Source organism: Pseudomonas sp. KCJK9016, from assembly GCF_046231795.1.
Classification (GTDB): Bacteria; Pseudomonadota; Gammaproteobacteria; order Pseudomonadales; family Pseudomonadaceae; genus Aquipseudomonas; species Aquipseudomonas bananamidigenes.
In genome coordinates this window covers 1-26,564 of the sequence record NZ_JBJJMM010000003.1, presented here as the reverse complement: position 1 = coordinate 26,564, position 26,564 = coordinate 1, and the positions used below count along the sequence as shown (strand labels likewise).

Annotated in this window: 27 protein-coding genes; 15 read left to right on the top strand and 12 right to left on the bottom strand. The window is 61.2% G+C overall.

The annotated features are described in order from the left end of the window. Nucleotides 1-35: 35 nt before the first annotated feature. The 4 genes from ACK6BI_RS03245 to ACK6BI_RS03230 all read right to left on the bottom strand — a co-directional run bounded on the left by ACK6BI_RS03245 (nucleotide 36) and on the right by ACK6BI_RS03230 (nucleotide 4,222). Nucleotides 36-2,087, bottom strand: a complete 2,052-nt coding sequence (locus tag ACK6BI_RS03245) for a putative bifunctional diguanylate cyclase/phosphodiesterase (RefSeq protein ID WP_409315977.1) — start codon at nucleotides 2,085-2,087, stop codon at nucleotides 36-38. Between the two features lie 352 nt (nucleotides 2,088-2,439). Beyond that, entirely contained in the window at nucleotides 2,440-3,036 is a 597-nt protein-coding gene (locus tag ACK6BI_RS03240; RefSeq protein WP_016773431.1) for a superoxide dismutase, read from the bottom strand. 176 nt (nucleotides 3,037-3,212) lie between these two features. After that, nucleotides 3,213-3,815, bottom strand: coding sequence for a LysE/ArgO family amino acid transporter (locus ACK6BI_RS03235; RefSeq protein ID WP_409315976.1), 603 nt, complete (start codon nucleotides 3,813-3,815; stop codon nucleotides 3,213-3,215). A 5-nt stretch (nucleotides 3,816-3,820) separates the two neighbouring features. Further along, complete coding sequence (locus tag ACK6BI_RS03230) at nucleotides 3,821-4,222, bottom strand: ACT domain-containing protein (RefSeq protein ID WP_409315975.1); 402 nt, start codon at nucleotides 4,220-4,222, stop codon at nucleotides 3,821-3,823. 96 nt (nucleotides 4,223-4,318) lie between these two features. Between ACK6BI_RS03230 and ACK6BI_RS03225 the strand changes: the two genes are divergently transcribed. The 4 genes from ACK6BI_RS03225 to ACK6BI_RS03210 all read left to right on the top strand — a co-directional run bounded on the left by ACK6BI_RS03225 (nucleotide 4,319) and on the right by ACK6BI_RS03210 (nucleotide 8,250). Next, nucleotides 4,319-5,206 (top strand): LysR family transcriptional regulator ArgP, encoded by an 888-nt coding sequence (locus ACK6BI_RS03225; RefSeq protein ID WP_409315974.1) that lies wholly within the window; start codon nucleotides 4,319-4,321, stop codon nucleotides 5,204-5,206. A gap of 121 nt (nucleotides 5,207-5,327) precedes the next feature. Beyond that, nucleotides 5,328-6,320, top strand: coding sequence for an NAD-dependent epimerase/dehydratase family protein (locus tag ACK6BI_RS03220; protein ID WP_409315973.1), 993 nt, complete (start codon nucleotides 5,328-5,330; stop codon nucleotides 6,318-6,320). A 105-nt stretch (nucleotides 6,321-6,425) separates the two neighbouring features. After that, nucleotides 6,426-7,280: an ATPase gene (locus tag ACK6BI_RS03215; protein ID WP_409315972.1), complete on the top strand. Its 855-nt coding sequence runs from the start codon at nucleotides 6,426-6,428 to the stop codon at nucleotides 7,278-7,280. 124 nt (nucleotides 7,281-7,404) lie between these two features. Further along, the gene (locus ACK6BI_RS03210; protein WP_409315971.1) at nucleotides 7,405-8,250 is read left to right on the top strand and encodes a cache domain-containing protein; all 846 of its coding nucleotides are present in this window, start codon (nucleotides 7,405-7,407) and stop codon (nucleotides 8,248-8,250) included. Nucleotides 8,251-8,293: 43 nt separating this feature from the next. Here the strand turns inward: ACK6BI_RS03210 and ACK6BI_RS03205 are convergent, their stop codons facing one another. Both ACK6BI_RS03205 and pobA read right to left on the bottom strand, forming a co-directional pair. Continuing rightward, nucleotides 8,294-9,811, bottom strand: coding sequence for an MDR family MFS transporter (locus ACK6BI_RS03205; protein WP_409315970.1), 1,518 nt, complete (start codon nucleotides 9,809-9,811; stop codon nucleotides 8,294-8,296). Nucleotides 9,812-9,886: 75 nt separating this feature from the next. Continuing rightward, entirely contained in the window at nucleotides 9,887-11,071 is a 1,185-nt protein-coding gene (gene pobA, locus ACK6BI_RS03200) for a 4-hydroxybenzoate 3-monooxygenase (RefSeq protein ID WP_409316134.1), read from the bottom strand. A 187-nt stretch (nucleotides 11,072-11,258) separates the two neighbouring features. Between pobA and ACK6BI_RS03195 the strand changes: the two genes are divergently transcribed. Then, nucleotides 11,259-12,155 (top strand): helix-turn-helix domain-containing protein, encoded by an 897-nt coding sequence (locus ACK6BI_RS03195; RefSeq protein WP_409315969.1) that lies wholly within the window; start codon nucleotides 11,259-11,261, stop codon nucleotides 12,153-12,155. 100 nt (nucleotides 12,156-12,255) lie between these two features. Here ACK6BI_RS03195 and ACK6BI_RS03190 read toward each other — a convergent pair whose 3' ends face one another. Together ACK6BI_RS03190 and ACK6BI_RS03185 are read right to left on the bottom strand one after the other, a co-directional pair. Beyond that, nucleotides 12,256-12,483 (bottom strand): hypothetical protein, encoded by a 228-nt coding sequence (locus tag ACK6BI_RS03190; protein ID WP_065258587.1) that lies wholly within the window; start codon nucleotides 12,481-12,483, stop codon nucleotides 12,256-12,258. A 41-nt stretch (nucleotides 12,484-12,524) separates the two neighbouring features. Continuing rightward, a complete protein-coding gene (locus ACK6BI_RS03185) occupies nucleotides 12,525-13,430 on the bottom strand; it encodes a LysR family transcriptional regulator (RefSeq protein ID WP_409315968.1) in 906 nt (301 codons plus the stop codon). 114 nt (nucleotides 13,431-13,544) lie between these two features. Here ACK6BI_RS03185 and ACK6BI_RS03180 point away from each other — a divergent pair, with 114 nt between their 5' ends. Together ACK6BI_RS03180 and ACK6BI_RS03175 are read left to right on the top strand one after the other, a co-directional pair. Continuing rightward, on the top strand, nucleotides 13,545-14,423 hold the full coding sequence (locus tag ACK6BI_RS03180) for an MBL fold metallo-hydrolase (protein ID WP_409315967.1): 879 nt from the start codon (nucleotides 13,545-13,547) through the stop codon (nucleotides 14,421-14,423). 46 nt (nucleotides 14,424-14,469) lie between these two features. After that, on the top strand, nucleotides 14,470-15,084 hold the full coding sequence (locus ACK6BI_RS03175) for an NAD(P)-dependent oxidoreductase (protein WP_409315966.1): 615 nt from the start codon (nucleotides 14,470-14,472) through the stop codon (nucleotides 15,082-15,084). Nucleotides 15,085-15,206: 122 nt separating this feature from the next. Here ACK6BI_RS03175 and ACK6BI_RS03170 read toward each other — a convergent pair whose 3' ends face one another. After that, nucleotides 15,207-16,085, bottom strand: coding sequence for a LysR substrate-binding domain-containing protein (locus ACK6BI_RS03170; protein WP_409315965.1), 879 nt, complete (start codon nucleotides 16,083-16,085; stop codon nucleotides 15,207-15,209). A gap of 139 nt (nucleotides 16,086-16,224) precedes the next feature. Between ACK6BI_RS03170 and ACK6BI_RS03165 the strand changes: the two genes are divergently transcribed. The 6 genes from ACK6BI_RS03165 (at nucleotide 16,225) to ACK6BI_RS03140 (ending at nucleotide 23,646) form a co-directional block, all read left to right on the top strand. Further along, nucleotides 16,225-17,862, top strand: a complete 1,638-nt coding sequence (locus ACK6BI_RS03165; RefSeq protein ID WP_409315964.1) for a 5-guanidino-2-oxopentanoate decarboxylase — start codon at nucleotides 16,225-16,227, stop codon at nucleotides 17,860-17,862. Further along, nucleotides 17,862-19,310, top strand: a complete 1,449-nt coding sequence (locus ACK6BI_RS03160) for an aldehyde dehydrogenase family protein (protein WP_409316133.1) — start codon at nucleotides 17,862-17,864, stop codon at nucleotides 19,308-19,310. The genes ACK6BI_RS03165 and ACK6BI_RS03160 overlap by 1 nt, the downstream gene beginning before the upstream one ends. 217 nt (nucleotides 19,311-19,527) lie before the next feature. After that, nucleotides 19,528-20,631 (top strand): ABC transporter substrate-binding protein, encoded by a 1,104-nt coding sequence (locus ACK6BI_RS03155; protein WP_409315963.1) that lies wholly within the window; start codon nucleotides 19,528-19,530, stop codon nucleotides 20,629-20,631. A gap of 192 nt (nucleotides 20,632-20,823) precedes the next feature. Further along, nucleotides 20,824-21,732 (top strand): ABC transporter permease, encoded by a 909-nt coding sequence (locus tag ACK6BI_RS03150; RefSeq protein WP_409315962.1) that lies wholly within the window; start codon nucleotides 20,824-20,826, stop codon nucleotides 21,730-21,732. Beyond that, nucleotides 21,729-22,577: an ABC transporter permease gene (locus ACK6BI_RS03145; protein ID WP_409315961.1), complete on the top strand. Its 849-nt coding sequence runs from the start codon at nucleotides 21,729-21,731 to the stop codon at nucleotides 22,575-22,577. Before ACK6BI_RS03150 ends, ACK6BI_RS03145 begins: the two co-directional genes overlap by 4 nt. A 13-nt stretch (nucleotides 22,578-22,590) precedes the next feature. Continuing rightward, nucleotides 22,591-23,646, top strand: a complete 1,056-nt coding sequence (locus tag ACK6BI_RS03140) for an ABC transporter ATP-binding protein (RefSeq protein WP_409315960.1) — start codon at nucleotides 22,591-22,593, stop codon at nucleotides 23,644-23,646. On the opposite strand, the gene ACK6BI_RS03135 is transcribed toward ACK6BI_RS03140, so the two are convergent. Further along, complete coding sequence (locus tag ACK6BI_RS03135) at nucleotides 23,647-24,576, bottom strand: AraC family transcriptional regulator (protein WP_065258580.1); 930 nt, start codon at nucleotides 24,574-24,576, stop codon at nucleotides 23,647-23,649. It lies immediately after the preceding gene. Nucleotides 24,577-24,911: 335 nt separating this feature from the next. On the opposite strand from ACK6BI_RS03135, the gene ACK6BI_RS03130 reads away from it, so the two are divergent. Together ACK6BI_RS03130 and ACK6BI_RS03125 are read left to right on the top strand one after the other, a co-directional pair. Then, a complete protein-coding gene (locus tag ACK6BI_RS03130) occupies nucleotides 24,912-25,265 on the top strand; it encodes a putative quinol monooxygenase (protein ID WP_409315959.1) in 354 nt (117 codons plus the stop codon). A gap of 43 nt (nucleotides 25,266-25,308) precedes the next feature. Next, nucleotides 25,309-25,551, top strand: coding sequence for a hypothetical protein (locus ACK6BI_RS03125; RefSeq protein ID WP_096818378.1), 243 nt, complete (start codon nucleotides 25,309-25,311; stop codon nucleotides 25,549-25,551). Nucleotides 25,552-25,557: 6 nt separating this feature from the next. Here the strand turns inward: ACK6BI_RS03125 and ACK6BI_RS03120 are convergent, their stop codons facing one another. Together ACK6BI_RS03120 and ACK6BI_RS03115 are read right to left on the bottom strand one after the other, a co-directional pair. After that, a complete protein-coding gene (locus tag ACK6BI_RS03120) occupies nucleotides 25,558-26,187 on the bottom strand; it encodes a flavin reductase family protein (RefSeq protein ID WP_409315958.1) in 630 nt (209 codons plus the stop codon). A 129-nt stretch (nucleotides 26,188-26,316) separates the two neighbouring features. Beyond that, nucleotides 26,317-26,564, bottom strand: a 248-nt coding sequence (locus ACK6BI_RS03115; protein WP_409315957.1) for a hypothetical protein, incomplete at its 5' end; no start/stop codon positions are given.

Here is a 26,564-nt window from a genome sequence, read left to right as displayed (position 1 = left end):
GGTTTCGCCCCGGCAGCGGTTGGCGGCGACAGGTTTCAGAGAATCGCGGCGTTGCTGCGTTGCGCCTGCTTGAGATAGACGCTCAGCTCCCGCGCCGGCAGTGGCTTGCTGTAGTGATAGCCCTGACCTTCGTGGCAACCTTCGGAGATGATGTAAGTCTCTTGCTCGGCGGTTTCCACACCTTCGGCGATCACCTGCATGCCCAGGCTCTTGCCCAGTTGGATGATGGCGCGAACGATGGTCGCGTCATCGTCGTCGTCCAGCAGGTCCTGAACGAAGCTCTTGTCGATCTTGATCTTGTCCAGTGGCAGGCTTTTGAGATAGCTCAGCGAGGAATAGCCGGTTCCGAAGTCGTCGATGGCGATCAGTGCGCCGGAGCGGCGCAGGCTCAGCAGGTGCTGGGCGGCGGTGCTGATGTCTTCCATCAGGCCGGTTTCGGTGACTTCCAGCTCCAGGCTGCGCGGCGGCAGGCGGTACATCTGCAGCAGGTTGTTGACCACCCGCGGCAGCTCGGCGTGGTGCAGTTGCACCGTGGACAGATTGACCGCCATGCGCAGGTCGACGAAACCCTGATCGTGCCACTCGCGCAGTTGCTTGCAGGCTTGATCCAGCACCCACTCGCCGATGGCAATGATCGTGCCGTTCTGCTCTGCCAGAGGAATGAACAGATCCGGCGGCACCATTCCATGTTCGGGATGCTGCCAGCGGATCAGCGCCTCGACGCCTACCACGCGATGATCGCGATAGCTGATCTGCGGTTGATAAACGAGATAGAACTGATCCCGCAGCAAGGCGTCGCGCAGGTCTTTTTCCAGTTCGCGACGGCGGCGCATTTCGCTGTCGACGCTGGCGATATAGAACTGATAGCGGTTGCGCGAACGGGTCTTGGCCAGGGTCATGGTCTGCTCGGCTTTCTGCAACAGCTTCTCGGTGCTGTCACCATCCTCCGGAAACAGCGTGATGCCGATGGTGGCGCGCAGGCGGATCTCTTGATGGTCGAGGGCGAAAGGGGCTTCCAGATCGTCGAGGATGCTTTGCGCCAGTTCCGCCGCTTCGTAAGGTTGTTCGATATCGGCCTGCACCAGGGCGAACTGGTCGCCACCGAGTCGGGCGAGGGCGCCGAGGCGGCCGCTGTGGGCGCGCAGACGATCCGCCAGGGCCAGCAGCAACTGGTCGCCGGTCTGGTAGCTGAATTGTTCGTTGATGCCCTTGAAGTCATCCAGCCCGACACACAACACCGCGACCCGACGCTGCAGCTTGCCGGCGTCCACCAGGATCTTGTCCAGTTGCTGTTGCAATTGCTGGCGGTTCGGCAGACCGGTGAGGAAATCGTACTGGGCCATGCGCAGCAGGCTGTTTTCCGCTTCATGACGCAGATGGGTATTGCGTTCGATGGACTCGAGCAACTGGTTGGCGGTGTTGATCCAGATCCCGAGCTCGTTCTTCTCGTGCCCCTTGATCTGCGGAATCTTGTGTTCGCTGGGACGGTCCGGGTTGATTTCGGTGAGGTGCTCGATGATCCGCGACAGCGGCTTGGTCAGCAGCCAGTGATAGACCAGATACAGCACCAGCCCCAGGGCCAGTGCGCGCAATACGCCGGAAATGAAGATGATCACCGAACTGACGATGAAACTCTGACCGTAGGTCGCGGTGTCGAGGGTGATGCTCAGGTCGCCGTAATACTCGCTGTAGGGGCCGCGACCCACCAGTTGGGTGGTGAAGGTGCGTTCCTGGCCGAGGATCAGGTCGGTCAGCCAGCGGCTGCTCGATTGCTGCAATTCACGGGACTTTTGCGCGAGCATCGCTTCATTGGGATGCCCGATGGACGCCTGGCGCACGGCGTCGTCCTGGAACAGGCCTTCGATCACCTGCATGCCCATTTCCCGGTCCAGGCTGTAGACCGCCTGGGTGGAGGGATCGCGGAACATGTCGAGGATGCGTTCGGCGTCGCCGGCGACCGCCTGGCGTGTCTTGTAGGCATCGAAAACGATTTGCGCGCAGCTCAAGACCACGCCGACGATCAATGCTGAAAGGAGCACGACCCGGAGCAACTTCACCGACAAGCTGTTCTTGAGTTCCAGCTTCAAAGGGTTATTCCTTGTTCCGTGCGGGTAGCGTCAAGTTGCCATGAGTATTGGCAATCCCGTGTTGGCAGTCAAAGGGACAATCGAGCCGCGGAAAAATTGTCCGTGGCCTTGGCCGAAATGCGGCTGCCTGGAGCGTTTGCCCTGATTGTACTGTGTCGGTAGTTTTGCCCTGCAACTTGAGGGCCGTCAGACAATTTTTCCTCTGTTTGATGGTAGTCCGCCGTGGCTCGGGGGCAAGGGGGCGAGGGCTGCTTTGCGCGTGGGAAATGGCCCTGTTTGTGACGGGATTCGCCGACCTGATCGTGCAGAAATAAAAAACCCGGCAAAGCCGGGTTTTTGTCTGGCGTGCAGCTCAAGCGGTGAAGGTCTTGCCTTCGAACTGCTCGGCCACGAACTTCCAGTTGACCAGGTTCCAGAACGCCTCGACATACTTCGGACGCAGGTTGCGATAGTCGATGTAGTAGGCGTGTTCCCAGACGTCGCAGGTCAGCAGCGGGGTGTCGCCGCTGGTCAGCGGGTTGCCGGCGCCGATGGTGCTGGCCAGGGCCAGGGAACCGTCAGCCTTTTTCACCAGCCAGCCCCAGCCGGAACCGAAGGTGCCGATGGAAGTTTTGCTGAACTCTTCCTTGAACTTGTCGAACGAACCGAACGCCGCGTTGATGGCGTCAGCCAGTGCGCCGGTTGGCTGACCGCCGGCGTTTGGCGCCAGGCAGTTCCAGTAGAAGGTGTGGTTCCAGACCTGAGCGGCGTTGTTGAAGATACCGCCCGAGGAAGTCTTGACGATTTCTTCCAGGGTCTTGCCTTCGAACTCGGTGCCTGGCACCAGGTTGTTCAGGTTCACGACGTAGGTGTTGTGGTGCTTGTCGTGGTGGAATTCCAGGGTTTCCTTGGAAATGTGCGGCTGCAGGGCATCGTGTGCGTAAGGCAGCGGCGGCAATTCGAAAGCCATGATGATTCTCCTAATCAGGTCTGTTGCGGTGAGCGCAAGGCCGATCACGGGCGGCCAGAAATGCACCGGCGAGTTTTTACTCTTTGCGGCGCAGGGTTCGGATCATAGCACCGGGGGTGCGGCTTAACCACGCAACAACTGTGTGGGATAGAGGTTCCAGAGCCTTTTGGAATAATTCAGGAAGCCAATATCAATTGCCCTGCCACCGTGAACATCATTACCGCCACCAGCAGATCGAGAATTCGCCAGGTACCCGGCCGCGCCAGCCACGGTGCCAGCCATGCCGCGCCGAACGCCAGGGTGAAAAACCACAGCAGCGAAGCACTCGCCGCGCCCACGACATAAGCGCCGGGCACCGATTGCTGTGCACCCAGGGAGCCAATCAGCAGCACTGTGTCCAGATAGACGTGGGGGTTGAGCAGGGTCACCGCCAGTGCGCTGAGCATCACCGCCCGCAATGAGCGCACGGTCTGGTTTTCACCCTGTTGCAGGCTCTGTTTCGAGAAGGCCCGGCGTAGCGCCTGGCTGCCGTACCAGATCAGGAACACCGCGCCGCCCCAACGGGCGACCGCCAACAGCATCGGGTTCTGCGCCAGCACCGTGGCCAGGCCGAATACCCCCGCCGCCACCAGCAATGCGTCGCAGGCCACGCACAGCGCGGCGACCGGCAGGTGATGTTCGCGACGCAGGCTCTGGGCCAGGACAAAAGCGTTCTGGGTGCCGATCGCCATGATCAGCCCTAAGGCCACCAGCAGGCCGTTTGTATAGCTTTGCCACATGACGGTTACTCCGCGTTGGCTGCGAGATCGCGCAGCACTTGCATGGCGCGTTCGGCGTCGGCCTGACCAACGAACAGATGGTCGTGGTAGTAGCCGGCAATCACGTTGCAACTGATCCCGGCCTTGCCCAGAGCAGTGGCGAAAGCGGCGGTCAGGCCGACGGCCTCCAGCGCCGAATGCACGTTCAAGGTGATCCAGGCGGCAACGTAGTCGAAGCTGAAACCGGCTCGCTCGGCGTGGGACCGTTCGAGAATCACCGTCAGGCCTTCCTGTTCACGGAAACTTCCAACAACTCCCAGACCGCTCGGCAACTGTCCGTCGCGCAAGGTGCAGAACACGTATTCGCCGGCATTGAGCTGCGGGCTCATGCTGCGCAGCAGGGTGGTCAACGAGGTTTCGCCAGCCATGGGGGGGATCCTTGATAAAGAGTGATTGCTGGCTATTCTCCGGGCACAAGCTGTATAAGAAAAACCAATAGTGCTGATCGCTCATTAGGAAAACTGATGTTCGACTATAAATTGCTTTCCGCTCTGGCTGCCGTGGTCGAGCAGGCCGGATTCGAACGGGCGGCGCAAATCCTCGGGCTGTCGCAGTCGGCGATTTCCCAGCGGATCAAATTGCTGGAAGCGCGGGTGGGCCAACCGGTGCTGGTGCGCGGAACTCCACCGTCACCCACTGAAATCGGCCGGCGTCTGCTCAACCATGTTCAGCAGGTGCGCCTGCTTGAACGGGATCTGCAAAGTCTGGTGCCGGCGCTGGACGAAGAGGGGCTGCCGGAACGTCTGCGTATCGCATTGAACGCCGACAGCCTCGCAACCTGGTGGGCCGAGGCGGTGGGGGACTTCTGTGCCGAACAACATCTGTTGCTCGACCTGATCGTCGAAGACCAGACTGTCGGCCTCAAACGCATGCGCGCCGGTGAAGTGGCGGCTTGTCTGTGCGCCAGCGAGCGACCGGTGGCAGGCGCCCGCAGCGTATTGCTCGGGGCGATGCGCTATCGGGCGCTGGCCAGTCCGGCGTTCATCCAGCGACACTTCCCCGACGGCGTGCGGGCCGAACAACTGCCGCGCACCCCGGCGCTGGTGTTCGGCCCGGACGACTTTCTGCAACATCGTTATCTCGCGTCCCTGGGTGTCGATGGTGGTTTCGAACATCATTTATGCCCGTCGTCCGAAGGTTTCATCCGCCTGACCGAGGCCGGGCTCGGCTGGGGGCTGGTGCCCGAACTGCAGGTGCGCGAGCAACTGGAGCGCGGCGTGTTGCGCGAACTGTTGCCAGATAAACCGATCGACGTGCCGTTGTACTGGCATCATTGGCGCAATGGCGGCCAGCTGCTGGGGTTGTTGACCGAGCAATTGGTACGTTCGTCGTCGCAATGGCTGGTGGCCTGAAAGCAGCTGCGAGCGTCAAGCTGCAAGCGGCAAGCAAGCGCTTGCGTACTGTTTTTACCTTGCAGCTCGAAGCTCGAAGCTCGAAGCTCGAAGCGTGCAACCGGTTTTGTTGGAGCTCTACATGAAAATTCTGGTCACCGGCGCGAGCGGTTTCATTGGCGGGCGCTTTGCGCGTTTTGCCCTGGAGCAGGGTCTGGACGTGCGGGTCAACGGTCGCCGGGCCGAAGGCGTCGAACATCTGGTACGTCGTGGTGCCGAGTTCGTTCAGGGTGATCTGAGTGATCCGGAGCTGGTGCGTACGCTCTGCACCGATGTCGAAGCTGTGGTGCATTGTGCCGGCGCCGTCGGTTTGTGGGGGCGCTATCAGGATTTTCATCAGGGCAATGTGCAGGTCACCGAAAACGTGGTCGAGGCCTGCCTCAAACAGCGTGTGCGGCGCCTGGTGCATCTGTCGTCGCCGTCGATCTATTTTGACGGTCGCGATCACCTCGGCCTGACCGAAGAGCAAGTGCCCAAGCGTTTCAAGCATCACTATGCGGCGACCAAATATCTGGCCGAGCAGAAGGTTTTCGGCGCCCAGGAATTCGGCCTCGAAACCCTGGCCCTGCGCCCGCGTTTCGTCACCGGTGCCGGCGACATGAGCATTTTTCCGCGCCTGCTGAAGATGCAGCGCAAGGGGCGTCTGGCGATCATCGGCAACGGTTTGAACAAGGTCGACTTCACCAGCGTGCACAACCTCAACGAAGCTTTGTTGAGCAGCTTGCTGGCGGCCGGCTCGGCGTTGGGCAAGGCCTACAACATCAGCAACGGCGCGCCGGTACCGTTGTGGGATGTTGTCAATTACGTGATGCGCAAAATGGAAGTCCCACAGGTCACCCGGTACCGATCCTACGGACTGGCCTACAGTGTGGCGGCCCTCAATGAAGGCGTTTGCAAACTCTGGCCGGGACGCCCGGAGCCGACCCTGACGCGTCTGGGCATGCAGGTGATGAACAAAAATTTCACCCTCGACATCAGTCGCGCCCGGCATTATCTGGACTACGATCCGAAAGTCAGTCTCTGGACCGCCCTCGATGAGTTCTGCGGCTGGTGGAAGGCGCAGGACATTCGTTGATACGAAGTGCTGAACCCAGCCGCAGGTCGAGGGTCAATCCCTGCGGTTGCGGGGTTTATACTGCGCCGCAATCAGCCATTACCGGGTTTCACAAAGGTTGCCTCAATGTCCATGCGTAACGATGCCCACGACGACGATTTCGACGATGTACCCAGTCTGCGTGCCGACACCCTCGATGATGACGACTTCCCCGCCACGGCGCGCACGTCCGTGCATTCGCGCACGCCGCCGGTGGTCAAGGTCAAGTCTGCCAGTACCGGGCCGCTGTGGGCGCTGGTCGGCGCCTTATTCTTTGCCTTCATCGGTCTGGCCTGGTGGAGTTTCCAGCAGATCTCGCTGATGGAGCAGCAACTGGTGGCGACCCAGGAAAGTTTCGCGCGGATCAGTGAGGAAGCGGCAGGGCGTCTGCAGGACATCTCCGGCAAGGTCGTGGCCAGTCAGACCAACGTCAACACCGACAGCGAAGCGCTGAAATTGCAGATCAAGCAATTGCAGAATGCGCTTCAGGATCAAAACAAACAGCAACAGGGTGTTGCCGGGCAGGCGACGGATCTGGACAAGCGTCTGGCGCAGATGAGCGCCCAGACCACTGAGCAACAGAACGCCAATACCCAGTTGCAGGCCCAGGTCAAAGCCCTGAGCGCAGAGCTGGCGACGCTGAAAAGCACACCGGCCGATACCAGCAGGATCGACGCGCAACTCAAGGGCTTCGATGCGCAGTTCAAGAGCCTCGGTGCCGACATTACGGCCCTCAAGAAACAAGGCGGTTCGAACGCCGCCATCGAGCGTCTGGAACAGGAAATCGTCGTGCTCAAGAGCGAGCAGGACAACCGTCCGGCAGCGCAGGGCGGCTCCAGCACCGCCGAGTTCGATGCATTTCGCGGGCAGATGACCCGCAACATCAACACCCTGCAGGCGCAGATCCAGAACCTGCAACAGCAGATCAACGCCCGGCCTTGAGCCTTTTCTGTGGCGAGGCAGCGAACGCCCTCGCCACAGCAACATTCAGAAGCTTTCTGAATATCCCTGCATCCCTTAACGCCGTCTACGCTCTTGAAACACCAACAGGAACGAGGGATGCGTCATGGGGTTTGTGCAAAGACTGGCCTGGCTCGGCGCGGTGCTGTTGTTGAGTTTTGGCCAGGCCAATGCGGCCACGGAAAAGGACGACAGCAAGGCGGCCATCGCCCTGCTGGAAAAGGCGCTGGCCTACTATCACGACAACGGTGACAAGGCGTTCGCGGCATTCAGCCGCCAGGGCGAATTCGTCGACAGGGATCGTTACGTGTTCGTGGTCGACACCAAGGGTGTGATGCTCGCCAGCGGCGGGCCGTCATCGGCGTTGATCGGCCGGGATGTGAGTGAAGTGCTCGGGCCGGATCTGCAGAAAGCCTTCAAGGATGCGTTGAAGGTGCCGGAAGGCAACGGCATCCAGCAGGCCGAGTACCGTTGGCAGAATCAGGCCGACGGCAGGGTCGAACGCAAGCATGTGTTCTATCAGCGCATCGGACAGCGGATTCTGGCGGTGGGTTACTACTTGCCGCGAGCCTCGGCGGAGCAGGCGAAATCATTGCTGGACAAAGCCGCTGCCGATTTGATCAGAGACGAAAAGGGTACGCTGACGGCGATCAATTCGCTCAAGGGCGGTTACCTTCAGGATGACCTGTATGTGTTCGTGGTTGACCTGAATACCCGGCGCTACGTCGCCCATGGCACCAACCTGCGGTTGATCAACACCGATTTCGCCAGGGTCAAGGACCCGCAAGGCAAACCGGTGGGCGAACCGATTCTGGCGCTGATCGGCAAGCAGGATGAGGGTGAATACGAATACCGCTGGAAGAATCCGGTGACCGGCAAGGTCGAGGACAAGCATGCCTACCTGAAAAAGGTTGGCGGGTTCCTGGTGGCGGTCGGTTATTACAGCGCTTGATCCCTGTGGCTCCCACGCAATGCGTGAGAGCCAACGGCATCCGTCAGCGTGAGCCGTGCTCACGCCCGCGCAACAAGCGGTTCGGCATGGCAATCGCCGCGGCCAGCCCCAGCAACGCAACCCCGGCGCTGACCATCAGCAAATGCCGGAACGTCACCAGCAACTCGGCGCGCAACGCGTTCTGCGCATCGCCGGGAGCGGCGTTCAGGCCATCGAGCAGCACGTTGCCGGAATGGCCTTCACCGAGCAGCGATGCGCCGGTCAGGTGGGCCAAGCTGGAGTCCTGCAACAACGCCAGCAACAGCGCCGACATCAACGCCACGCCCACCGCGCCACCCAAAGATCGGAACAGGTTGGTGGTGCTGGTGGCGACGCCGATGTCCTTTTGTTCCACCGAGTTCTGCGTGCCGACCAGTGAGGTCGGGAACTGCATGCCGCCGGCGATACCGCTGAGCAACATGAACAGGCTGCTGACCAGCGTCGCATCGGGCGGGCTGAAAGCCATGCCGAGAATCGAGATCGGCATCAGCAGCGCACCGGTGAAAATCTGCGGCTTGTAGCGCCCGGTAATCGAGGTGCGGCGTCCGGCGAAATACGCACCGATCGGCAACCCCATCGCCAGTGGCAGCAAGTGCAGTGCTGCGCTGTCCGCACCGGCACCGGTCACGCTCTGAAAGCGCAACGGCATCAGCACGATCAACGAAATCGCCTGGAAGCTGCAGAAGAAAATCGTGCACCAGCACAGCAGGGCGTTGCGGTTGGTGAACAGATGCATCGGCAGCAACGGTTCCTGCGCACGGCGTTCATGCCAGACAAACACCGCCAGTACCGCCACCGCGCAAGCGAACAGACCAAGCACTTCAGGGCTGCGCCATGCATGACCCTGGCCGACCTGAGTGATCGCCAGCAACAGCGCGGTCAGGCCGATGATCATCAGCAGAGTGCCGAGGTAGTCGATAACCGGTTTGCGCTGGGGAATCGGCAGACCGACCAGATTGCGTCGAGCCACCCAGTACGCGCCCAGGCCCAGCGGCAAGTTGATCAGGAACACCCAGCGCCACGAAAGATATTCGGTCATGTAGCCGCCGAGCACCGGGCCGGCAACGCTGGCCACCGCATACATGCTGCTGAAGTAGCCCTGATAGCGACCACGCTCCCGGGGTGGCACGATATCGCCGATGATCGCCTGACTCACCGAAATCATTCCGCCGGCGCCGATCCCCTGGAAAATCCGCGCCAGCACCAGTTGCTCCATGCTCTGGGCCATGCCGCAGAACAACGAGGCGAGGGTAAACAGGCCCATGCCGAACAGCATGAGTCTGCGCCGCCCGTACAGATCGCCGAGCTTGCCGTAGATCGGCACCGCCACGGTCATCGCCACCATGTAGCCGGAAATCACCCACGCCAGCAGGCTGACGTCCTTGAATTGCGCGGAGATGGCCGGCATGGAAACGGCGACGATGGTCTGGTCCAGCGCGCCTAGAAAGATCGCCAGCATCAGCGCGACCAGCACGCTGCGAATGGCCGGTTTGGGCGTTTCGGGGTGATTGAGAGTGGTCACGGGCAAACCTGTGGGCAGAGATGATATCCGCCGTGGCGAGCGGATCAGTGCTCGCCAGTGTAAGTCGATAGCAGGCTATTCGATAGCCTCATACGGAAGCCCGACGTAATTTTCTGCAATGGTTTTTTGCCCCGCTTCCGAACTGACAAAGTAGTCCAGTTCCGAGGCGCTGATCCGCTGGCTGAAGTCATCGTGCTCGTCGAAGCGATGCAGCATCGAGGTCATCCACCAGGAGAATCGCTCGGCTTTCCACACTCGCCGCAGACAGATCTGCGAATACTTCTCCAGCAAGTCGGTGCGGCCTTCGCGATAAACCTTCAGCAAAATCCTGAACAGCGTGCTGACATCGCTGGCGGCCAGATTCAAACCCTTGGCCCCGGTCGGCGGAACGATGTGCGCCGCATCCCCCACCAGAAACAGGCGCCCGTACTGCATGGGTTCGACCACGAAACTGCGCAGCGGCGCGATGCTCTTTTCAATCGACGGACCGGTCACGAGTTTTTGCGCCAGATCCTGTGGCAGACGATGGCGCAGCTCATCCCAGAAGCGTTGATCCGACCAGTCGTCGACCTTTTCCTCGGCCGGCACCTGCAGGTAATAACGGGTGCGTGTCGCCGAACGCATGCTGCACAGGGCGAAGCCGCGTTCGTGACGGGCGTAGACCAGTTCGTCATGAACCGGCGGTGTATCGGCGAGAATGCCCAGCCAGCCAAAGGGATAGACGCGTTCGAAGACTTTCAGGCATTCCGCTGGAATCGACTGCCGGGCCACGCCGTGGAAACCGTCGCAACCGGCGATGTAATCGCAATCGACGCGCCAGGTTTCGCCGTCCTTTTCAAACGTGACGAAGGCCTCGTCGCTTTTCATGCCACCGGGAACGACATTGCATGCTTCGTAGAGGGTCTGCCCGCCGGTCTCCCGACGAGCGGCCATCAGGTCGCGGGTGACCTCGGTCTGGCCATAGACCATCACGGTTTTGCCAGCGGTCAGCGCCTGCAGATCGATGTGTACCCGACGCCCGTCCAGGGCCAGTTCGAACCCTCCGTGCACCAGGCCTTCGGCGTCCATCCGCTGACCCACGCCAGCTTCGCGCAACAGCTCTACCATGCCTTGTTCAAGCACGCCGGCACGGATTCGTCCGAGGACATATTCAGGTGTCTGGCGCTCGATGATCAGGGTGTCGATGCCGGCGTTGTGCAGCAGTTGGCCGAGCAATAATCCGGACGGACCGGCGCCGATGATGGCGACTTGGGTTTTCAGCGTTTTCATTGTTTTTATGACTCGCAAGCTTCACACGACAACGGCCGGTGAATGATTTTCAGGATTCGAGTGCTTGCATTTTTCCCTTGCGGGTCTGTCAATTGAAGGTGAAAACTGAGCCGATACCTGTACATTCTGCCAATCGGGGCGATTATCGCCCGCAACCTTCGAGGCCTGGATTGAAGTGATGAACAAGCCTGACCTGCCTTCGATTCCGGTGTTCAAGCTCTACGGTGAAAGCCTGGACTGGCCGACCCCTGACTTGCTGCACTGTGAAACCATTTCCAAACGCAGCCGCGAACATCAATGGGAAATCAAACCTCACCGTCACGCCGATCTGTGCCAGTTGCTCTTCGTATTCAAAGGTCAGGCAGAGCTTGAAATCGAAGGCCAGCGCACGCAACTGAACGAACCCGCCATCCAGATCCTGCCACCGCTATCGGTGCATGGATTCCGTTTTTCCGAGGACGTCGAAGGATTCGTCGTGACCCTCGCCACACCGTTGATCAACCACCTTCAAGCGCAACTCGGCAGCGCGGTGCAGGCCCTGGCCCAGGCCGGGAGCTACCCGGCGGGACAGGATGCGGATTACCTCAATAGCCTGTTCGCCGCACTGCAGGCCGAGTACAACGGTCACCAACCGGCGCGGGAAATGCTCATGCATTCGCTGGTGAGCGTGATCATGGTCTGGGTCAGCCGTCAGGCGATCCGCCGTCATAACGCCAGTCAACGTCCGCAGCGTCAGCGCGAATACCTCAACGGGTTCATTCAACTGGTGGAAGAAACCTACCGTCAGCACGTCAAGGTCGAAGACCTGGCGCATCGTCTGGGTATTTCCGTTTCGCACCTCAACGGCACTTGCCGCGAACTGGCGGGGCAGCCGGCGTTGCAGATCATGCATGAGCGTCAATTGCTGGAAGCCAAGCGCCTGCTGACGTACACCAGCATGACGATTTACGAGATGTCCGAGGTATTGGGTTTTTCCGATCCGACCAACTTCACGCGCCTGTTCCGGCGTCGGGTGGGGATCTCGCCAAAGGCGTTCCGCGACCGACTCAAATCCGAACAACAAGAGAGTGAATAGGTGGGAGCGAGCTTGCTCGCGAAGACGGTGTGTCAGCCAGCAATTTTGCCACCTGACACGCCGTCTTCGTGAGCAAGCTCACTCCCACAGACGACCTGTATCAGCGCAGGGCGTTGAGGGTGGCGTTGTGAGGGATGCAGCGCTCGAAGTTGCAGCTCGCGTACTCACGGGGCAGTTGCCGCAACTGCTCCACGCGCCATGCCGCGGTGCCGTACAGCGCCAGCGTGGCCGCGCAGGTGATGAAAATCGCGAGGTATCTTCTTGTTCTGGTGCTCATGATCATGGCGGTGACCTCTGAACGAATACCCGTGGGTACTACTTTCAGCATAGGTCAGCGCCGGCGAGTTGCCAGCTGCGGTGCGAGCGGGTTTACAGGCCGACATCCCATTGCGGGTTTTCGGGAAATCGCACTACCAGGAAATCCAGCATGCTGCGCAGTGCCGCCGGCATGTGTTTGCGTGAGGCGTACACCGCATAGATGTTCATCCGCCGAGGTTCGGCGTCGGGCAGCAGGCGCACCAGTTCGCCATTGTGAATATGTACGCCGGCCTGATAGGTCGGCAGCATCGCCACCCCGGCACCGGCCAGTGTGGCACGGAGCAGGGTGCTCGCCTCGTTGGCGCTGATGTTGCCCTGCACCGGCACCGAAACCGGCTCGCCATCCTCTTCGAAATGCCACAGGCTCTTGCCGAAATAGGAGTGAGTGAGGCAGTTGTGCCGGCTCAGATCTTCCACCCGTTGCGGCTGCTGATGTTCCTGCAGATAGGCGGGCGCTGCGCAGACCACCGAGCGGCAGACCGTCAGGCGGCGGGCGATCAGGTTGGGGTCGAGGTCGTTGCTGGTGCGGATCGCCAGATCGATGCGTTCATCCACCAGGTTCACCGTGCGATCGAGCATCTGCAGATCGATGCTGACGCCCGGATAGCGTTTGACGAACGCGGCCATTGCATCGGCCAGTTGCGCCTGGCCGAATGAAGTGCTGACGCTGATCCGCAACAGACCCCGTGGCGCATCGTCAGGCTCGCTGACGGCGGCCTGCATGTCGCTGGACAGTTCGAGCATCTGCCGGCAGCGCGGCAGGATTTCGTTGCCGGCGGCGGTCAGGCTCAGTTTGCGTGTTGTGCGGTGCATCAGGCGCGCGCCGACCCAGTCTTCCAGTTCCGCCAGATACCGCGATACCACCGGCCGTGACAGATCCAGGTGATCGGCCGCCGCCGACTGGCTGCCCAGATCCACCACCGTGACAAACACCCGCATTGCTTGGAGACGATCCATGATTTGCCCGCTTTCAGAAACAAACTATGTTCAAGCATCGCATTTTTTGTAATGAGTATGGCAACTAAGCTCTGTCCCATCGCCAAGCACGGCATTTGAACAGCGGAGCAACTCATGATCGGCTTCACCACTCTCAAGCGCGTTTTACTGGCCACCGCCACCCTCGGCTTTGCTGCCCACGCAGCGGCTGCGAACCTGAACCTCGATGTCTACAACCCTGGCACCAATGCGATCTTCCCGGTGACCTCGGTGCTGGTCAGCGGCGAAAAGGATGCGATTCTGGTGGACGCCCAGTTCGGCAAATCCCAGGCCGAGCAAGTGGTGGAAAAAATCCGCGCCAGCGGCAAGCAACTGACCACCATCTACATCAGCCACGGTGACCCGGATTACTACTTCGGTCTCGACACCCTGACCAAAGCCTTCCCGAATGCCAAGGTATTGGCCTCGCAGCCGACCGTTGATCACATCAAGCAAACCGTCGACGGCAAACTCGCGTTCTGGGGGCCGAAAATGGGCGCCGACGTGCCGGCCAAAACCATCGTGCCGGGCGTGCTCAAGGGCGACAGCCTGATGCTCGAGGGGCAGAAACTGCAGGTGGTCGGCCTGGAAGGCAAGCAACCGGATCGCAGCTTCGTGTGGATTCCATCGTTGAAAGCCGTGGTTGGCGGTGTGGTCGTCGCCGAGAACATCCACGTCTGGATGGCCGACACCCAAACCGCGCAATCCCACGCCGACTGGCTGGAAACCCTGCACTCGATCGAAACCCTGAAACCGAAAACCGTGGTGCCGGGTCATTACCTGGGTGACAGCGCCCGTTCGCTGGCCGCCGTGAAATTCACCGCCGACTACATCAAGGCCTTCGACGAAGAAACCGCCAAGGCCAAGGACTCTGCCGCGCTGATCGCCGCGATGAAAAAGCGCTACCCGACACTGGGCGAGGAAAGCTCCCTGGAGCTGAGCGCCAAAGTCGCCAAGGGCGAGATGAAGTGGTAACCCGATTCTGAAAAACGCAGCACTCTCAAGCCAACTGGAGAATGTCATGAGCAAGATCGCAATCATTGGCGCCACCGGCCGTGCCGGCAGCCAATTGCTGGAAGAAGCCCTGCGCCGCGGCCACAGCGTTACCGCCATCGCCCGGGATACCTCGAAGATCGGTGCCCGTGCCGGTGTGGTCAGCAAGAACGTCGACGTGCTGGACGCTGCCGCGCTGCAAGCCGCTGTTGCCGGTCACGATGTGGTGATCAGCGCCGCGCATTTCGCCACGGTGCCGGCCAGTGCGCTGATCGGCCCGGTGAAACAGGCCGGGGTGAAACGTCTGCTGGTGGTCGGCGGTGCCGGTTCGCTGTTGCTGCCGGACGGCACCCGGGTGATCGACAGCGCCGGTTTCCCGGCCGAGTACAAGGCCGAGGCCAGCGCCGGTGCAGCGTTTCTCGATGCCCTGCGTCAGGAAAAGGAACTGGACTGGACATTCCTGTCGCCGTCGGCGCTGTTCTTCGAAGGTGAGCGCACCGGCAAATTCCGCATCGGCAAGGATGACTTGCTGGTGAGCGCCGAAGGCCAGAGCTCAATCAGCTTTGCCGACTACGCGATTGCGCTGATCGACGAAGTGGAAACGCCGAAGCATTCGCGTCAGCGGTTTACGGTCGGTTACTGAGTCTCGACTCCGATCCAATGTGGGAGCGAGCCTGCTCGCGAAGAGGGCGAGTCAGTCGACATCAACGTTGAATGACCTGTCGTATTCGCGAGCAGGCTCGCTCCCACAGGGTATTGGGATGTTCACCGCGTATGGGCCTGCTCCACCAGCCACCCCATCAACTCCTGCAGTTTCGCCGACGGCTCCGACGCCGGCGCCACGATGTAATAACCCAGTCCCGTCTTCACCTTCAGATCGAACGGCATCACCAGTCGCCCGGCGCTCAAGTCATCGCCGATCAACGACCAGTCGCCAATCGCCACGCCCGTCCCGTGGGACGCCATCGACATCGCCTGATCCAGCGTCTCGAAATGCTGGCCGCTGCTGATGTTGTTCAAGTGCAGTTCGGCGGCTTCAAGCCACAGAGCCCAGTCGTCATCGGTGTGGGTCGGATGCAGCAGCAGATGCTGTTGCAGATCCGCCGGCGTGTGCAAAGTCGGCCCACCGTTGAGCAGCGTTGGCGAACAGACTGGCGTCAGTTGTTCATCGAACAGATGCAGCGCGGCGGGAGACTCGTGGGGCGCGGGGCCATAGATCACAGCGGCGTCGAACTGCTCGCGATGAAAATCCACGCCGTGTTGCAACGACGCCGTGAGTTTCACCGGCACGTCCGGGCGCTCGCGTTGCCATTGCAACAGCCGTGGCAACAACCAGCGCATCACGCAGCTCGGGGCCTTGAGTTGCAGGGTTTCGCGCCTGGCGCCGATCTGCTCCATCGAGTCGCCGATCAGGCTGAACACCTGCTGCACCCGTGGCAGCCATTCGCGACCTTCGGCCGTCAGCTCCAGTCCCCGGGCCAGGCGTATGAACAGCTCATAACCCAAATGCTCCTCCAGCCCGGCGATCTGCCGGCTCACTGCGCCCTGGGTGATGTGCAACTGCTCGGCGGCCCGGGTGAAGTTGCAGCACTGCGCGGTGATCAGAAACGTGTGCAGGGCGGGCAAAGGAGGCAGTCGTTTCATGTGGATCCAAGCCATGACGTGAGGACATGGCTAGTATGAGCTTTTATCGATTGTTGCGGCTACACGTCGCCCGTTTCAATGAGGCCAATCACCGGTTCCTTTAAAGCCCGGTGCCTCAACGAACAAGAAGGGCAAAGACATGGCGACGTGTGGCGAAGTACTGGTCAAGTTACTCGAAGGTTACGGGGTCGAGCAGGTGTTCGGCATTCCCGGGGTGCATACCGTGGAGCTGTATCGCGGGCTGGCCCGTTCGAGCATCAACCATGTGACTCCGCGTCACGAGCAAGGCGCCGGTTTCATGGCCGACGGCTATGCCCGCACCAGCGGCAAACCGGGTGTGTGCTTCATCATCACCGGCCCCGGCATGACCAACATCACCACCGCCATGGGTCAGGCCTACGCCGATTCGATCCCGATGCTGGTGATCTCCAGCGTGCAGTCGCGCAGCCAATTGGGCGGCGGTCGCGGCAAGTTGCATGAACTGCCGAACCAGAGCGCACTGGTCGGCGGCGTGGCGGCGTTCTCTCACACACTGATGTCGGCGTCCGAATTGCCGGGCGTGCTGGCTCGTGCTTTCGCACTGTTTCAGGCTGGGCGTCCGCGTCCGGTGCACATCGAAATTCCGCTGGACGTGCTGGTTGAAGAGGCGGACGAGTTGTTGGCCAGCGTGCCGGTCCACATCGACCGCGCCGGTGCCGCGCCAGCTGCCGTGAGCCGCATGACCGAACTGCTGGCCGGCGCCCAGCGCCCGTTGATCCTCGCCGGTGGCGGCGCCATCGATGCCGCTGCCGAACTCACCGAGCTGGCCGAACTGCTCGACGCACCGGTGGCCCTGACCATCAACGCCAAAGGCATGTTGCCGTCCAGCCATCCACTGTTGATCGGTTCGACCCAGAGTCTGGTAGCGACCCGTGCCTTGGTGGCTGATGCCGACGTGGTGCTGGCGATCGGTACCGAACTGGCGGAAACCGACTACGACGTGACCTTTGCCGGCGGCTTTGAAATCCCCGGCAAGCTGCTGCGCGTGGACATCGATCCCGACCAGACCGTGCGCAACTATCCGCCGCACGTGGCGTTGGTCGCCGACTCGCGCAACGCCGCCCAGGCGCTGCTCAGTGCGCTGTCGCACAAACCGCTGGCCGAACGTCGCAACGATTGGGGGCAGGTGCGCGCTGCGCGTCTGCGTGAGGAACTGGCCACAACCTGGGATGCCCCGACGCTGGCCCAGACCCGTTTCCTCGAAACCGTGCTGCACGAACTGCCGAACGCGGTGTTCGTCGGCGACTCCACGCAACCGGTGTACACCGGTAACCTCACCTTCAACCCGGAGCGCCCGCGCCGCTGGTTCAACTCGTCCACCGGTTACGGCACGCTCGGTTATGCCTTGCCGGCGGCGATTGGTGCCTGGCTCGGTGGCCATCTCGAACACGGCGCGCGTCCGCCGGTGGTGTGCCTGATCGGCGACGGCGGTCTGCAATTCACTCTGTCGGAACTGGCCAGCGCCGTGGAGGCGCGCACCCCGGTGATCATCCTGCTGTGGAATAACCAGGGTTACGAAGAGATCAAGAAATACATGGTCAACCGTGCCATCGAGCCCGTAGGCGTGGACATCTACACCCCGGATTTCATCGGCGTGGCCAAGGCCCTGGGTTGCGCGGCGGAGGCGATCAGCTCGGTCGAACACCTGCGCGGTGCACTGCGCGCTGCCAGCGATCGCCAGGGCCCGACCCTGATCGAAATCGACCAGACCCAATGGATGAAGGCGGTGGCCCGATGATGAATTTCCCGACCACACTCGACGGCCTGTACATCAACGGCCAATGGTCTGCCGGCCGCGAACACCTGCGGGTGATCAACCCGGCGACCGAAGCGCTGCTGACCACGGTCAATGGCGGTGATGAAAGCGCCGTCAATCAAGCGGTAACGGCAGCGACCGAAGCCTTCAAGGGCTGGTCGAAAACCACCGGCGCCGAGCGCGGCGCGATCCTGCGCAACATCGCCAATGGCGTGCGCAACGGCCGCGAACATCTGATGAGGTTACAGTCGAGCAACAACGGCAAACCGCAGTTCGAAGCGGGCATCGATGTCGACGACGTGATCGCGACCTTTGAGTACTACGCCGGACTCGCCGAAGGCCTCGATGCAAAACAGGACAGCAACGTGCCGCTGCCCAGCGACGACTTCAGCGCACGTCTGCGTCGCGAGCCGTGCGGTGTGGTCGGGCTGATCGTGCCGTGGAATTTCCCGATGGTCACCACCGCGTGGAAACTTGCACCGGCCCTGGCCGCCGGTTGCTGCGTGGTGCTCAAACCCTCGGAAGTCACACCGCTGCCGGAACTGGAACTGGCGACCATCATCGCCGAATCCGGTCTGCCCAAAGGCGTGTTCAACCTGGTGTGTGGCACCGGTCTTGCGGTCGGTGCGCCGCTGTCGGCGGATCCGCGCATCGCCAAGATTTCCTTCACCGGCAGCAATGCCGTCGGTGTGCAAGTGATGCAGCGCGCCGCCGAAAGCGTGAAGGGCGTGAGCCTGGAACTGGGCGGCAAATCCTCGCTGCTGATTCTGCAGGATGCCGACCTTGATCTGGCGGTGGAGCTGGCTTGCGGCGGTGGTTTCTTCAACGCCGGGCAGATGTGCTCGGCCACCAGCCGGGTATTGGTCGCCGATGAAGTGGCCGACGAGTTCCTGATTCGTTTGCAGGCCCGTGCGGAAAAAATCCGTGTGGCCGACCCGTTCGATCCCGACGTCGAGATGGGCGCACTGGTCAATCAGGCGCAGTACCAGCGTGTGCTCGGTCATATCGACCGTGGTCTGAGCGCCGGTGCCAGGCTGATCTGTGGCGGCAATCGCCCGGCGGATCTGCCGCGCGGCTATTTCTTGCAACCGACGATCTTCACCGAAGTGCCCCTCGACAGTGCGCTGTGGTGCGAAGAGATCTTCGGGCCGGTGATCTGCGTGCGCAGCTTCGCTACGGAAGCCGAGGCGATTGCCCTGGCCAACGACAGCCAGTTCGGTCTGGTGGCCAGCGTGGTCACGCGCAATGCCGAGACCGCGGATCGGGTCGCCAACGCCTTACAGGCGGGGCTGGTGTGGCTCAACGCGCCGCAGGTGATCTTCCCGCAGACCGCGTGGGGCGGCTACAAGCAGAGCAGTATCGGTCGTGAATTGGGGCCGTGGGGCCTGACGGCATTTCAGGAAATCAAGCACGTGGTTCGCGCGCTCTGAATGCCCGAAAAAGGTCAGTGCATGCCTCGCAACGAGGCATGCGTCGGTGTCATGGCTCCAATGAGTTTTTATCGATAGTCAGGTGTTTTGCACGACCTCAGGATGAACCCGCAGACCACGCTCAAGCCCTTTGAAACCGGGCGCTTGGGCGATATCGGTCAGGCAGATGCAAGGGTTGCGATCAATCTCATACTTAAAAGAATAATGGGAGTCCTAAATGGGCGAGCACGATCTGAACAGGCGTCAATTCATCAAAACCGTCGGCGTGGCCTCGGTGGCTGCGGCGGCCATGAGCATGCCCTTCATCCGGGCCAGTGCGAGCGACACCCGTTTTGCCGGCAAGACCCTGCGCCTGCTGACCTGGTCCGATGACACGGGCCTGGCCGCACTGCGCAATATCGCTGCAACGTTCGAAGCCAAGACCGGCGCCAAAGTGATTGCCGACCGCACCGGCAGCACTTCGGAAATGGTCGCAAAACTCAAGGCCGGCGGTGATCGTCCGCAGTACGACATCATCACCCTGGCCGGGGTCGGCGCCGAAGGTCTGGCCGCTGCCGGACTGCTGGAAAAACCTGATCTCAACCGCATTCCCAACCTGATCGACGTCCCGGAAAAATACCGCACAGGGGCCAACGGTCACGGCATCGGTTACCTGTTGTGGTGCAACAGTCTGATCTACAGCACCCGCACCCAGAAAGAAGCTCCGGACAGCTACGCCGCGCTGTGGGACGCTGATCTGGCACCGAACATTTTCCTGCCGCCGCCGAACTGGACCGAGGCGATGGACCTGATCATCATCGCCGCCAAACTGGCCGGTGGTGACGAGCACAACATCGAACCGGGCTTCAAGAAACTCGCCGAACTCAAGGAACGCGTGGTGACCCTGGGCGAAAACCCCAACCAGATCGCCGAGCTGTTCCGCACCGGTTCACTGGACATGGGCGGCCTCTACGCCCCGGCGTTTTTCCCAAAACAGATCCGCGATCCGAACTACGGCCTCGGTGCCACGTTCGGGATGAAGGAAGGTTTCTACACCGACCTGATGCTCTCGGTGATGCCGAAGAACCGTCCGGGCGACACCGACCTGGCCTACGCCTTCATTGATCACTCCCTCGACCCGCTGGTGCAGGGCAAGATGGCCGAAGACATCTTCAACGGTCCGGTCAACGCCAAGGCGATCATTTCCGCCGAAGCGCGCAAGAGCCCGTTCATCCTCACGCCGGAGCAGATCGCAGAGAAGGCGATCATGCACGACAACGCCTTCCTGGCGACCGTGCATGACCAGTGGATTCGTCGCTACACGGAAATCTTTTCTTCCTGATCGAGTGATGGACACAGGTTCTTCAAACACCGAAGTACCTGTGGGAGCGAGCTTGCTCGCGATTGCGGACTGACATTCACCGACAGTGTCGACTGACAGATTGCTATCGCGAGCAAGCTCGCTCCCACAGGTTTCTCGATGAATTTGAAGGCAGTGTCTGTCAGTTGTTTTTCCATTGACGAGATCATTGCTATGGAACATCAATCCCTGACCCAACCGGTCGGCGCGGGTGACGTGCGCCCGGCGCGAGGTGTTTCGCCGACTGCGCGGGCGTGGTTTTTCCTCACGCCGTCGATGTTGTTTCTCGGCGTGCTGATTGCTGCCAGCCTGCTGGTGCTGCGCATGAGTGTGGGCACCAAAGGCGCGGAGTGGTCTGGCTTCAGCCTGGCCAGTTACGCGCAGTTGCTCGAACCTTACTATCTGAAATCGTTGCTCCTGACCTTGCGTCTGGCGCTGATCAGCGCGGTGATCGCCGTGGTGCTGGCGATCCCGGTGGCGTACACCATGTCGCGCCTGACCTCGCCGTTCCTGCGGCGGATCTTTCTGGCGGCGGTGCTGTTGCCATTGCTGGTCAACCTGCTGCTGCAAAGCTATGGCTGGCTGGTGATCCTCGGCCCCGGTGGCATGCTCAACCAGACCCTGATGGGCCTCGGCCTGATCAAGCGTCCGATCATGTTGCTCTACAACCAGAACGGCGTGTTGATGGGCCTGGTGCAGACCGCGTTCCCGCTGGCTGTGCTGCCGATTGCCAGTGCCATGCGCGGTGTTGCCCGCAGCTACGAAGAAGCTGCCGCGACCCTTGGCGCCAGTCGTTTTCAGGTTTTCCGTCAAGTGGTGTTGCCGATGAGTCTGCCGGGGATCATCACCGGCGCGACGCTGGTGTTCGCCTACAACGCCAGCAGCTTTGTGGTGCCGTTGCTGCTCGGCGGTCGGCGCGTGCCGATGCTCGCGGTGATGGTGCATGACCAGATTGCTCCGCTGATGAACTGGCCCGCCGCGTCCGCCGCCGGGGTGGTGCTGATCGTCACCACGCTGGCGATCATGACCTTGTCCGAATACATCACCGGCCGCCGTCGCCGTCTGCTGGAGGCTTCGCAATGAGTGCCCTGATCAAGAAACGTCAGTCGCTGCTGCCGGGCGATACCGGCAAGTTTGCCGGCATTCTTTCCGGGATCATTTTGTTCCTGGCCGTGTTGCCGATCCTGACGATGATCGTGATGTCGTTCAGCGGTGCGTCGAACCTCGACTTCCCGCCGAGCAGCTACAGCCTGCAGTGGTACAAGGCGGCTTGGCACACCTTCGTTTCACCGGATGCCAGCGATGTGCTGAGCCTGGGGCAGGCCATGGGCACCAGTCTGCTGGTGTCGTGTCTGGCGATGATTTTCGCCACGCTGATCGCGGTGCCGGCGGCTTACGCGCTGACCCGTTGTGAGTTCCGTGGCAAGGGCGTGGCGCTGCAACTGATGTCGCTGCCGCTGGTGTTCCCGATGGTGGTGCTGGGGCTGGCCTTGCTGCTGGTGTTCGACAGCCTGCCGTTCCACATGACCACCTCCCGGCTGGTGATTGCCCACGTGATTCTGGCGCTGCCGTTCGTGGTGAAAAATTGCACGGCGGCCATGCTCTCCATCGGCAGTGAAGTCGAAGAGGCCGCGCAGATGCTCGGCGCCTCGCCGCTGCGCGCCATTGTCGATGTGGTGGTGCCGTTGATGAAATCGGGGATTCTGGCGGGGATGTTGCTGGCGTTCATCGTCTCGTTCAACGAGTTCACCGTGACCTATTTCCTCTACACCATCGACGTCATGACCGTGCCGATCTGGATGTACAGCCGCACCGTGTCATCGCTCGACCCTACCGTGTTCTCGTTTGCCGTGCTGATCGTGCTGATCGACTTCGTCCTGATCTGGGCGTTGGAGAAGCTGGTCGGTGAAGGCGGCGTTTCCTTTTGATTAGAGGTGCAACATGACTGGACTGATTCTGGAAAACGTCGAGAAACACTACGGCTCGGCCTGCGCGGTAAAAGACGTCAACCTGCATTTGCCCGAGGGCAAACTGGTGTGCTTCCTTGGCCCGTCGGGCTGCGGCAAGACCACGTTGCTGCGCATGATCGCCGGGCTGGAAACCCTCACCGGCGGCGAGATTCGCCTGAACGGTGAAGACATCGGCCACACCCCGGCGCATCTGCGCAACTTCGGCATGGTGTTTCAGTCGCTGGCGCTCTTCCCGCACATGACCGTGGGCGAGAACATCGCTTATCCGCTGAAACTGCGGGGTGTGAGCAAGGCCGATCAACAGGCGCGGGTGGTGGAGTTGCTGGAAATGATCCAGCTGCAACCGATGATCGACCGTCCGGTGGCGAAACTTTCCGGCGGCCAGCGTCAGCGGGTGGCGATTGCCCGGGCGATTGCTTCGCACCCGAAACTCCTTTTGCTCGACGAGCCGCTGTCGGCACTGGACGCCAAGTTGCGCGAGTCGATGCAGGTGGAAATCCGCCAGCTGCAACAACGCCTGAATATCACCACCATCATGGTCACCCATGATCAACGCGAGGCCATGACCATGGCCGATATCGTAGTGGTGCTCGGTGAGCACCGGGTGCAGCAAGTGGGCACGCCGATTGAAATCTACCGGCACCCGGCCAACGAGTTTGTGGCGGACTTCATCGGCTCCGGCAATATCTTCCCGGCCACGGCGCTGGGCGATGGCAAGGTCGTGCTGCCAGGCGGCGATGCCCTGCAAGTGCCGATCTGCAGCAGCATCGTGGTCGGGCAAAAAGTGAAGATGTTGATTCGCCCCGAAGACCTGCAACTGTCGGCGCCCCAAGCCACGGCAGGCAATCGCCTGCTGGGCAAGGTGACGTTCGTTCGGGATATCGGCGCGACTATCGAGACTACGGTGGAGTGTTCCGGGGTGACCTTCACGGCGCTGAGCACGCCGTGTCAGGGGATTGGGTTGGGGATCGGGCATCCGGTGTCGGTGACGTTGCCGAGTGAGGCGTGTCGGGTACTCGGCGCCTGATCAGACACTCAGCCGAAGGCGCGCCAGATCCCGCAACGGCGGCGCGCCGAACAACCGGCTGTACTCGCGGCTGAACTGCGACGGGCTTTCATAACCCACCCGATACCCGGCTGCCGAGGCTTCCAGTCCTTCAGCCAGCATCAAGCGCCGCGCCTCTTGCAGACGCAATTGCTTTTGATACTGCAACGGACTCATCGCCGTCATCGCCTTGAAACGGTGATGCAGGGTCGAGACGCTGAGGTTCACTTCCTTCGCCAGATCATCGATACGCAATGGCTGTTCGAAGTTGCCGTTGAGCCATTTGATCGCCTGGCTGATGCGGTGGCTCTGGCTGTTGGCGATGGCGATTTCGTAGAGCCGATGGCCCTGCGGACTGCGCAGCAGGCGATAGAGAATCTCCCGGCGGATCAGCGGCGCGAGCATGGCGATGTCTTTCGGCGTGTCGAGCAGACGGGCCAGACGCAACACCGCATCGAGCATTGCGCTGTCGATTTTTTCCACATACAGACCGCGACCGGTGGGCCGGGTCGGCACACCCATCGGGCCGGCATCGGCGATCAGTGCGGTGATCTCCGCTGGATCGATGTCCAGGCGCACGGCGAGGATCGGCTCTTCGGGCGAGACATTCACCACCCGCCCGCTCAACGGCATCGAGACCGAGACCACCAGATAATTCAGCGGATCATAATTGAAGTATTCGTCCGCCAGCCGTACCTCTTTGCGACCCTGGGCCATGATGCACAGCGCCGGTTGTGCGAGCACCGGGGCGAATTCGTGGGATTTTGTGTGGCGCGACATGAACAGCGAGCCGACGGCGGTGGCATAACTGCCATCTTCGGACGTGTTGCGGCGAATGATCGCCGCCAGTTCCTCGCGTTGCTTTTCCATGTCGGCATCGGGCGGCGCCTGAAAACGATCGAATGACGTCATGCACAGCCTCCTCGGCAAGGGATGGAATGGGAACAGAGCATAAGTTTGTGCAAGTACAAGTGGTAGATACATCCTGCGAAATGCTTGCCTGATCCTGCATTGCGTTGCGTGCCTGCCCAGGCATGACAGTGTGCATTGCGGAAAACTTGCTCGAAACCGGTGTGACAGGACGGTGACAGCGATTCACGATCTGTTACAGGTCTGAAAGACAGTCTCGCAGGATTGTGCAACGCGACGGCAGGAATCGACTAACGGCGAGCGTTCCCCGGCCCTTAACCTTGGATCCTGTCGCAGCCCGTCCCCGGCTGCCACGCGACTCCCTGGGAGGGTTGAACATGTCCAAGCAGATTCCCGTCAGTCATATGGCCTTCGTTCGAGCGCGCGCCGGGCGTTCGGCGGAACTCGGCATGCGCCTGAGTGCGCTGATCGAACCGTCCCGTGCCGCCGCCGGTTGCCTGAGCTTTTCCCTGCAGCATTCACAGTGTGATCCCGAGCTGTGGCTGGTCTCCGGTTTCTGGAGCAACCAACAGTCGATGACCGCCTATTTCAGCAGCCCGTCAATGGAGGTCTTTGCCGAGCTGGTGCAGGACCTGGTGGTCAACAGCCTGGATTTCCATACGTTTAAAGACGTGTCGGCGGCGCAGGCGCCGGGCCAGAGTTGCGCGCCGATACACAAACTCGCCGGTTGAGGGTTTAATGGCCGGCCTATCTGACTGAGCCAGGACCTGCGACATGGCACGTAAAGAGTTCGAACACTTCGAAGCGGTTTCCGCTGTAGTCCCCGTCGAATTGGGCAGCAACAAGGGTTATCACGCGGCAATCGCGGTCAAGGCCCTGGTTGACGGCGGTGCGCCACGCTTTCACAAACTGTTGAATGACCAGGTATTCCCTGGTGCCATTGCCGCCGATGAAGCGGCCATCAATGAGCTGGACAAGCTCAAGGGCGTCACTGATGACGCCGAGCTGATCTGGTGACTGCGTTTACTTGACGGCGCCCGGGCGCCACATCTTGAACAGGGCCTCCGGCCCCAGCTGGAAGTAGTCCGCCGGCCCGCCGCCACGCAGAATCGGTTCTGCGGCGGCGGTGTCGTAGATCCCGTCCTTCAACAGCCATTTGGCAATGTGCACAGCGACCACTTCGCCGAGCACCAGCCAGCTCGGCACCGTCTCGCCGTCGGCGCGCTGCAACTGAATGATCTGCGTGACCTTGCACTCGAAGGACACCGGGCTTTCGGCCACCCGTGGTACGGCAATCACCTTCGACGCCACCGGCGTCAGCCCCGCCAGTTCGAACTCGTTGATCTGCGGCGCGACCGCTGCGCAGCTCTGGTTCATCTGCTCGGCCAGCGGACGGGTGGCGAGGTTCCAGACGAACTCGCCGGTCTGCTCGATGTTGTTCAGGCTGTCTTTGCGCCCGACGCTGGAGAACCCGATGATCGGCGGAATGTAGTTGAACGCGTTGAAAAAACTGTAAGGCGCCAGGTTCAGTCGACCTTCGGCATCCTGCGAAGAAATCCAGCCGATGGGGCGCGGGCCGACGATGGCGTTGAACGGATCGTGGGGCAGGCCGTGGCCGTTGGCCGGTTCATAGAAGTGGATGTCATCGGACATGGCGAGGGTGTTCCTGAAGGCTTTCGGAAGCGGGCAATAGTGCAAGTCCGGCCCGAGAAGATCAAATGCAGGCTCTGCAGAAATGAACAAGCCCGGCAATGGCCGGGCTTCGGTGTCTGCATTCGCCGATCAGCTGATGGCGGCGGCGGTACCGGTTTTGTCGAAGCCGTCGGCAGCGATGGCAGCGGCGGTGCCGGTCTTGTCGAAACCGTCAGCCGCAACGGCTGCAGCCGTACCGGTCTTGTCGAAGCCGTCGGCAGCAACGGCTTTGCCGACATTGGTTTTATCGAAACCATCGGCAGCGTAGGCGCCGGAGTGGCTGGTTTCGATGGCGGCGCTGGCGCCAGAAATGAAGTCGGCGGATTTGGTTTTGGTCG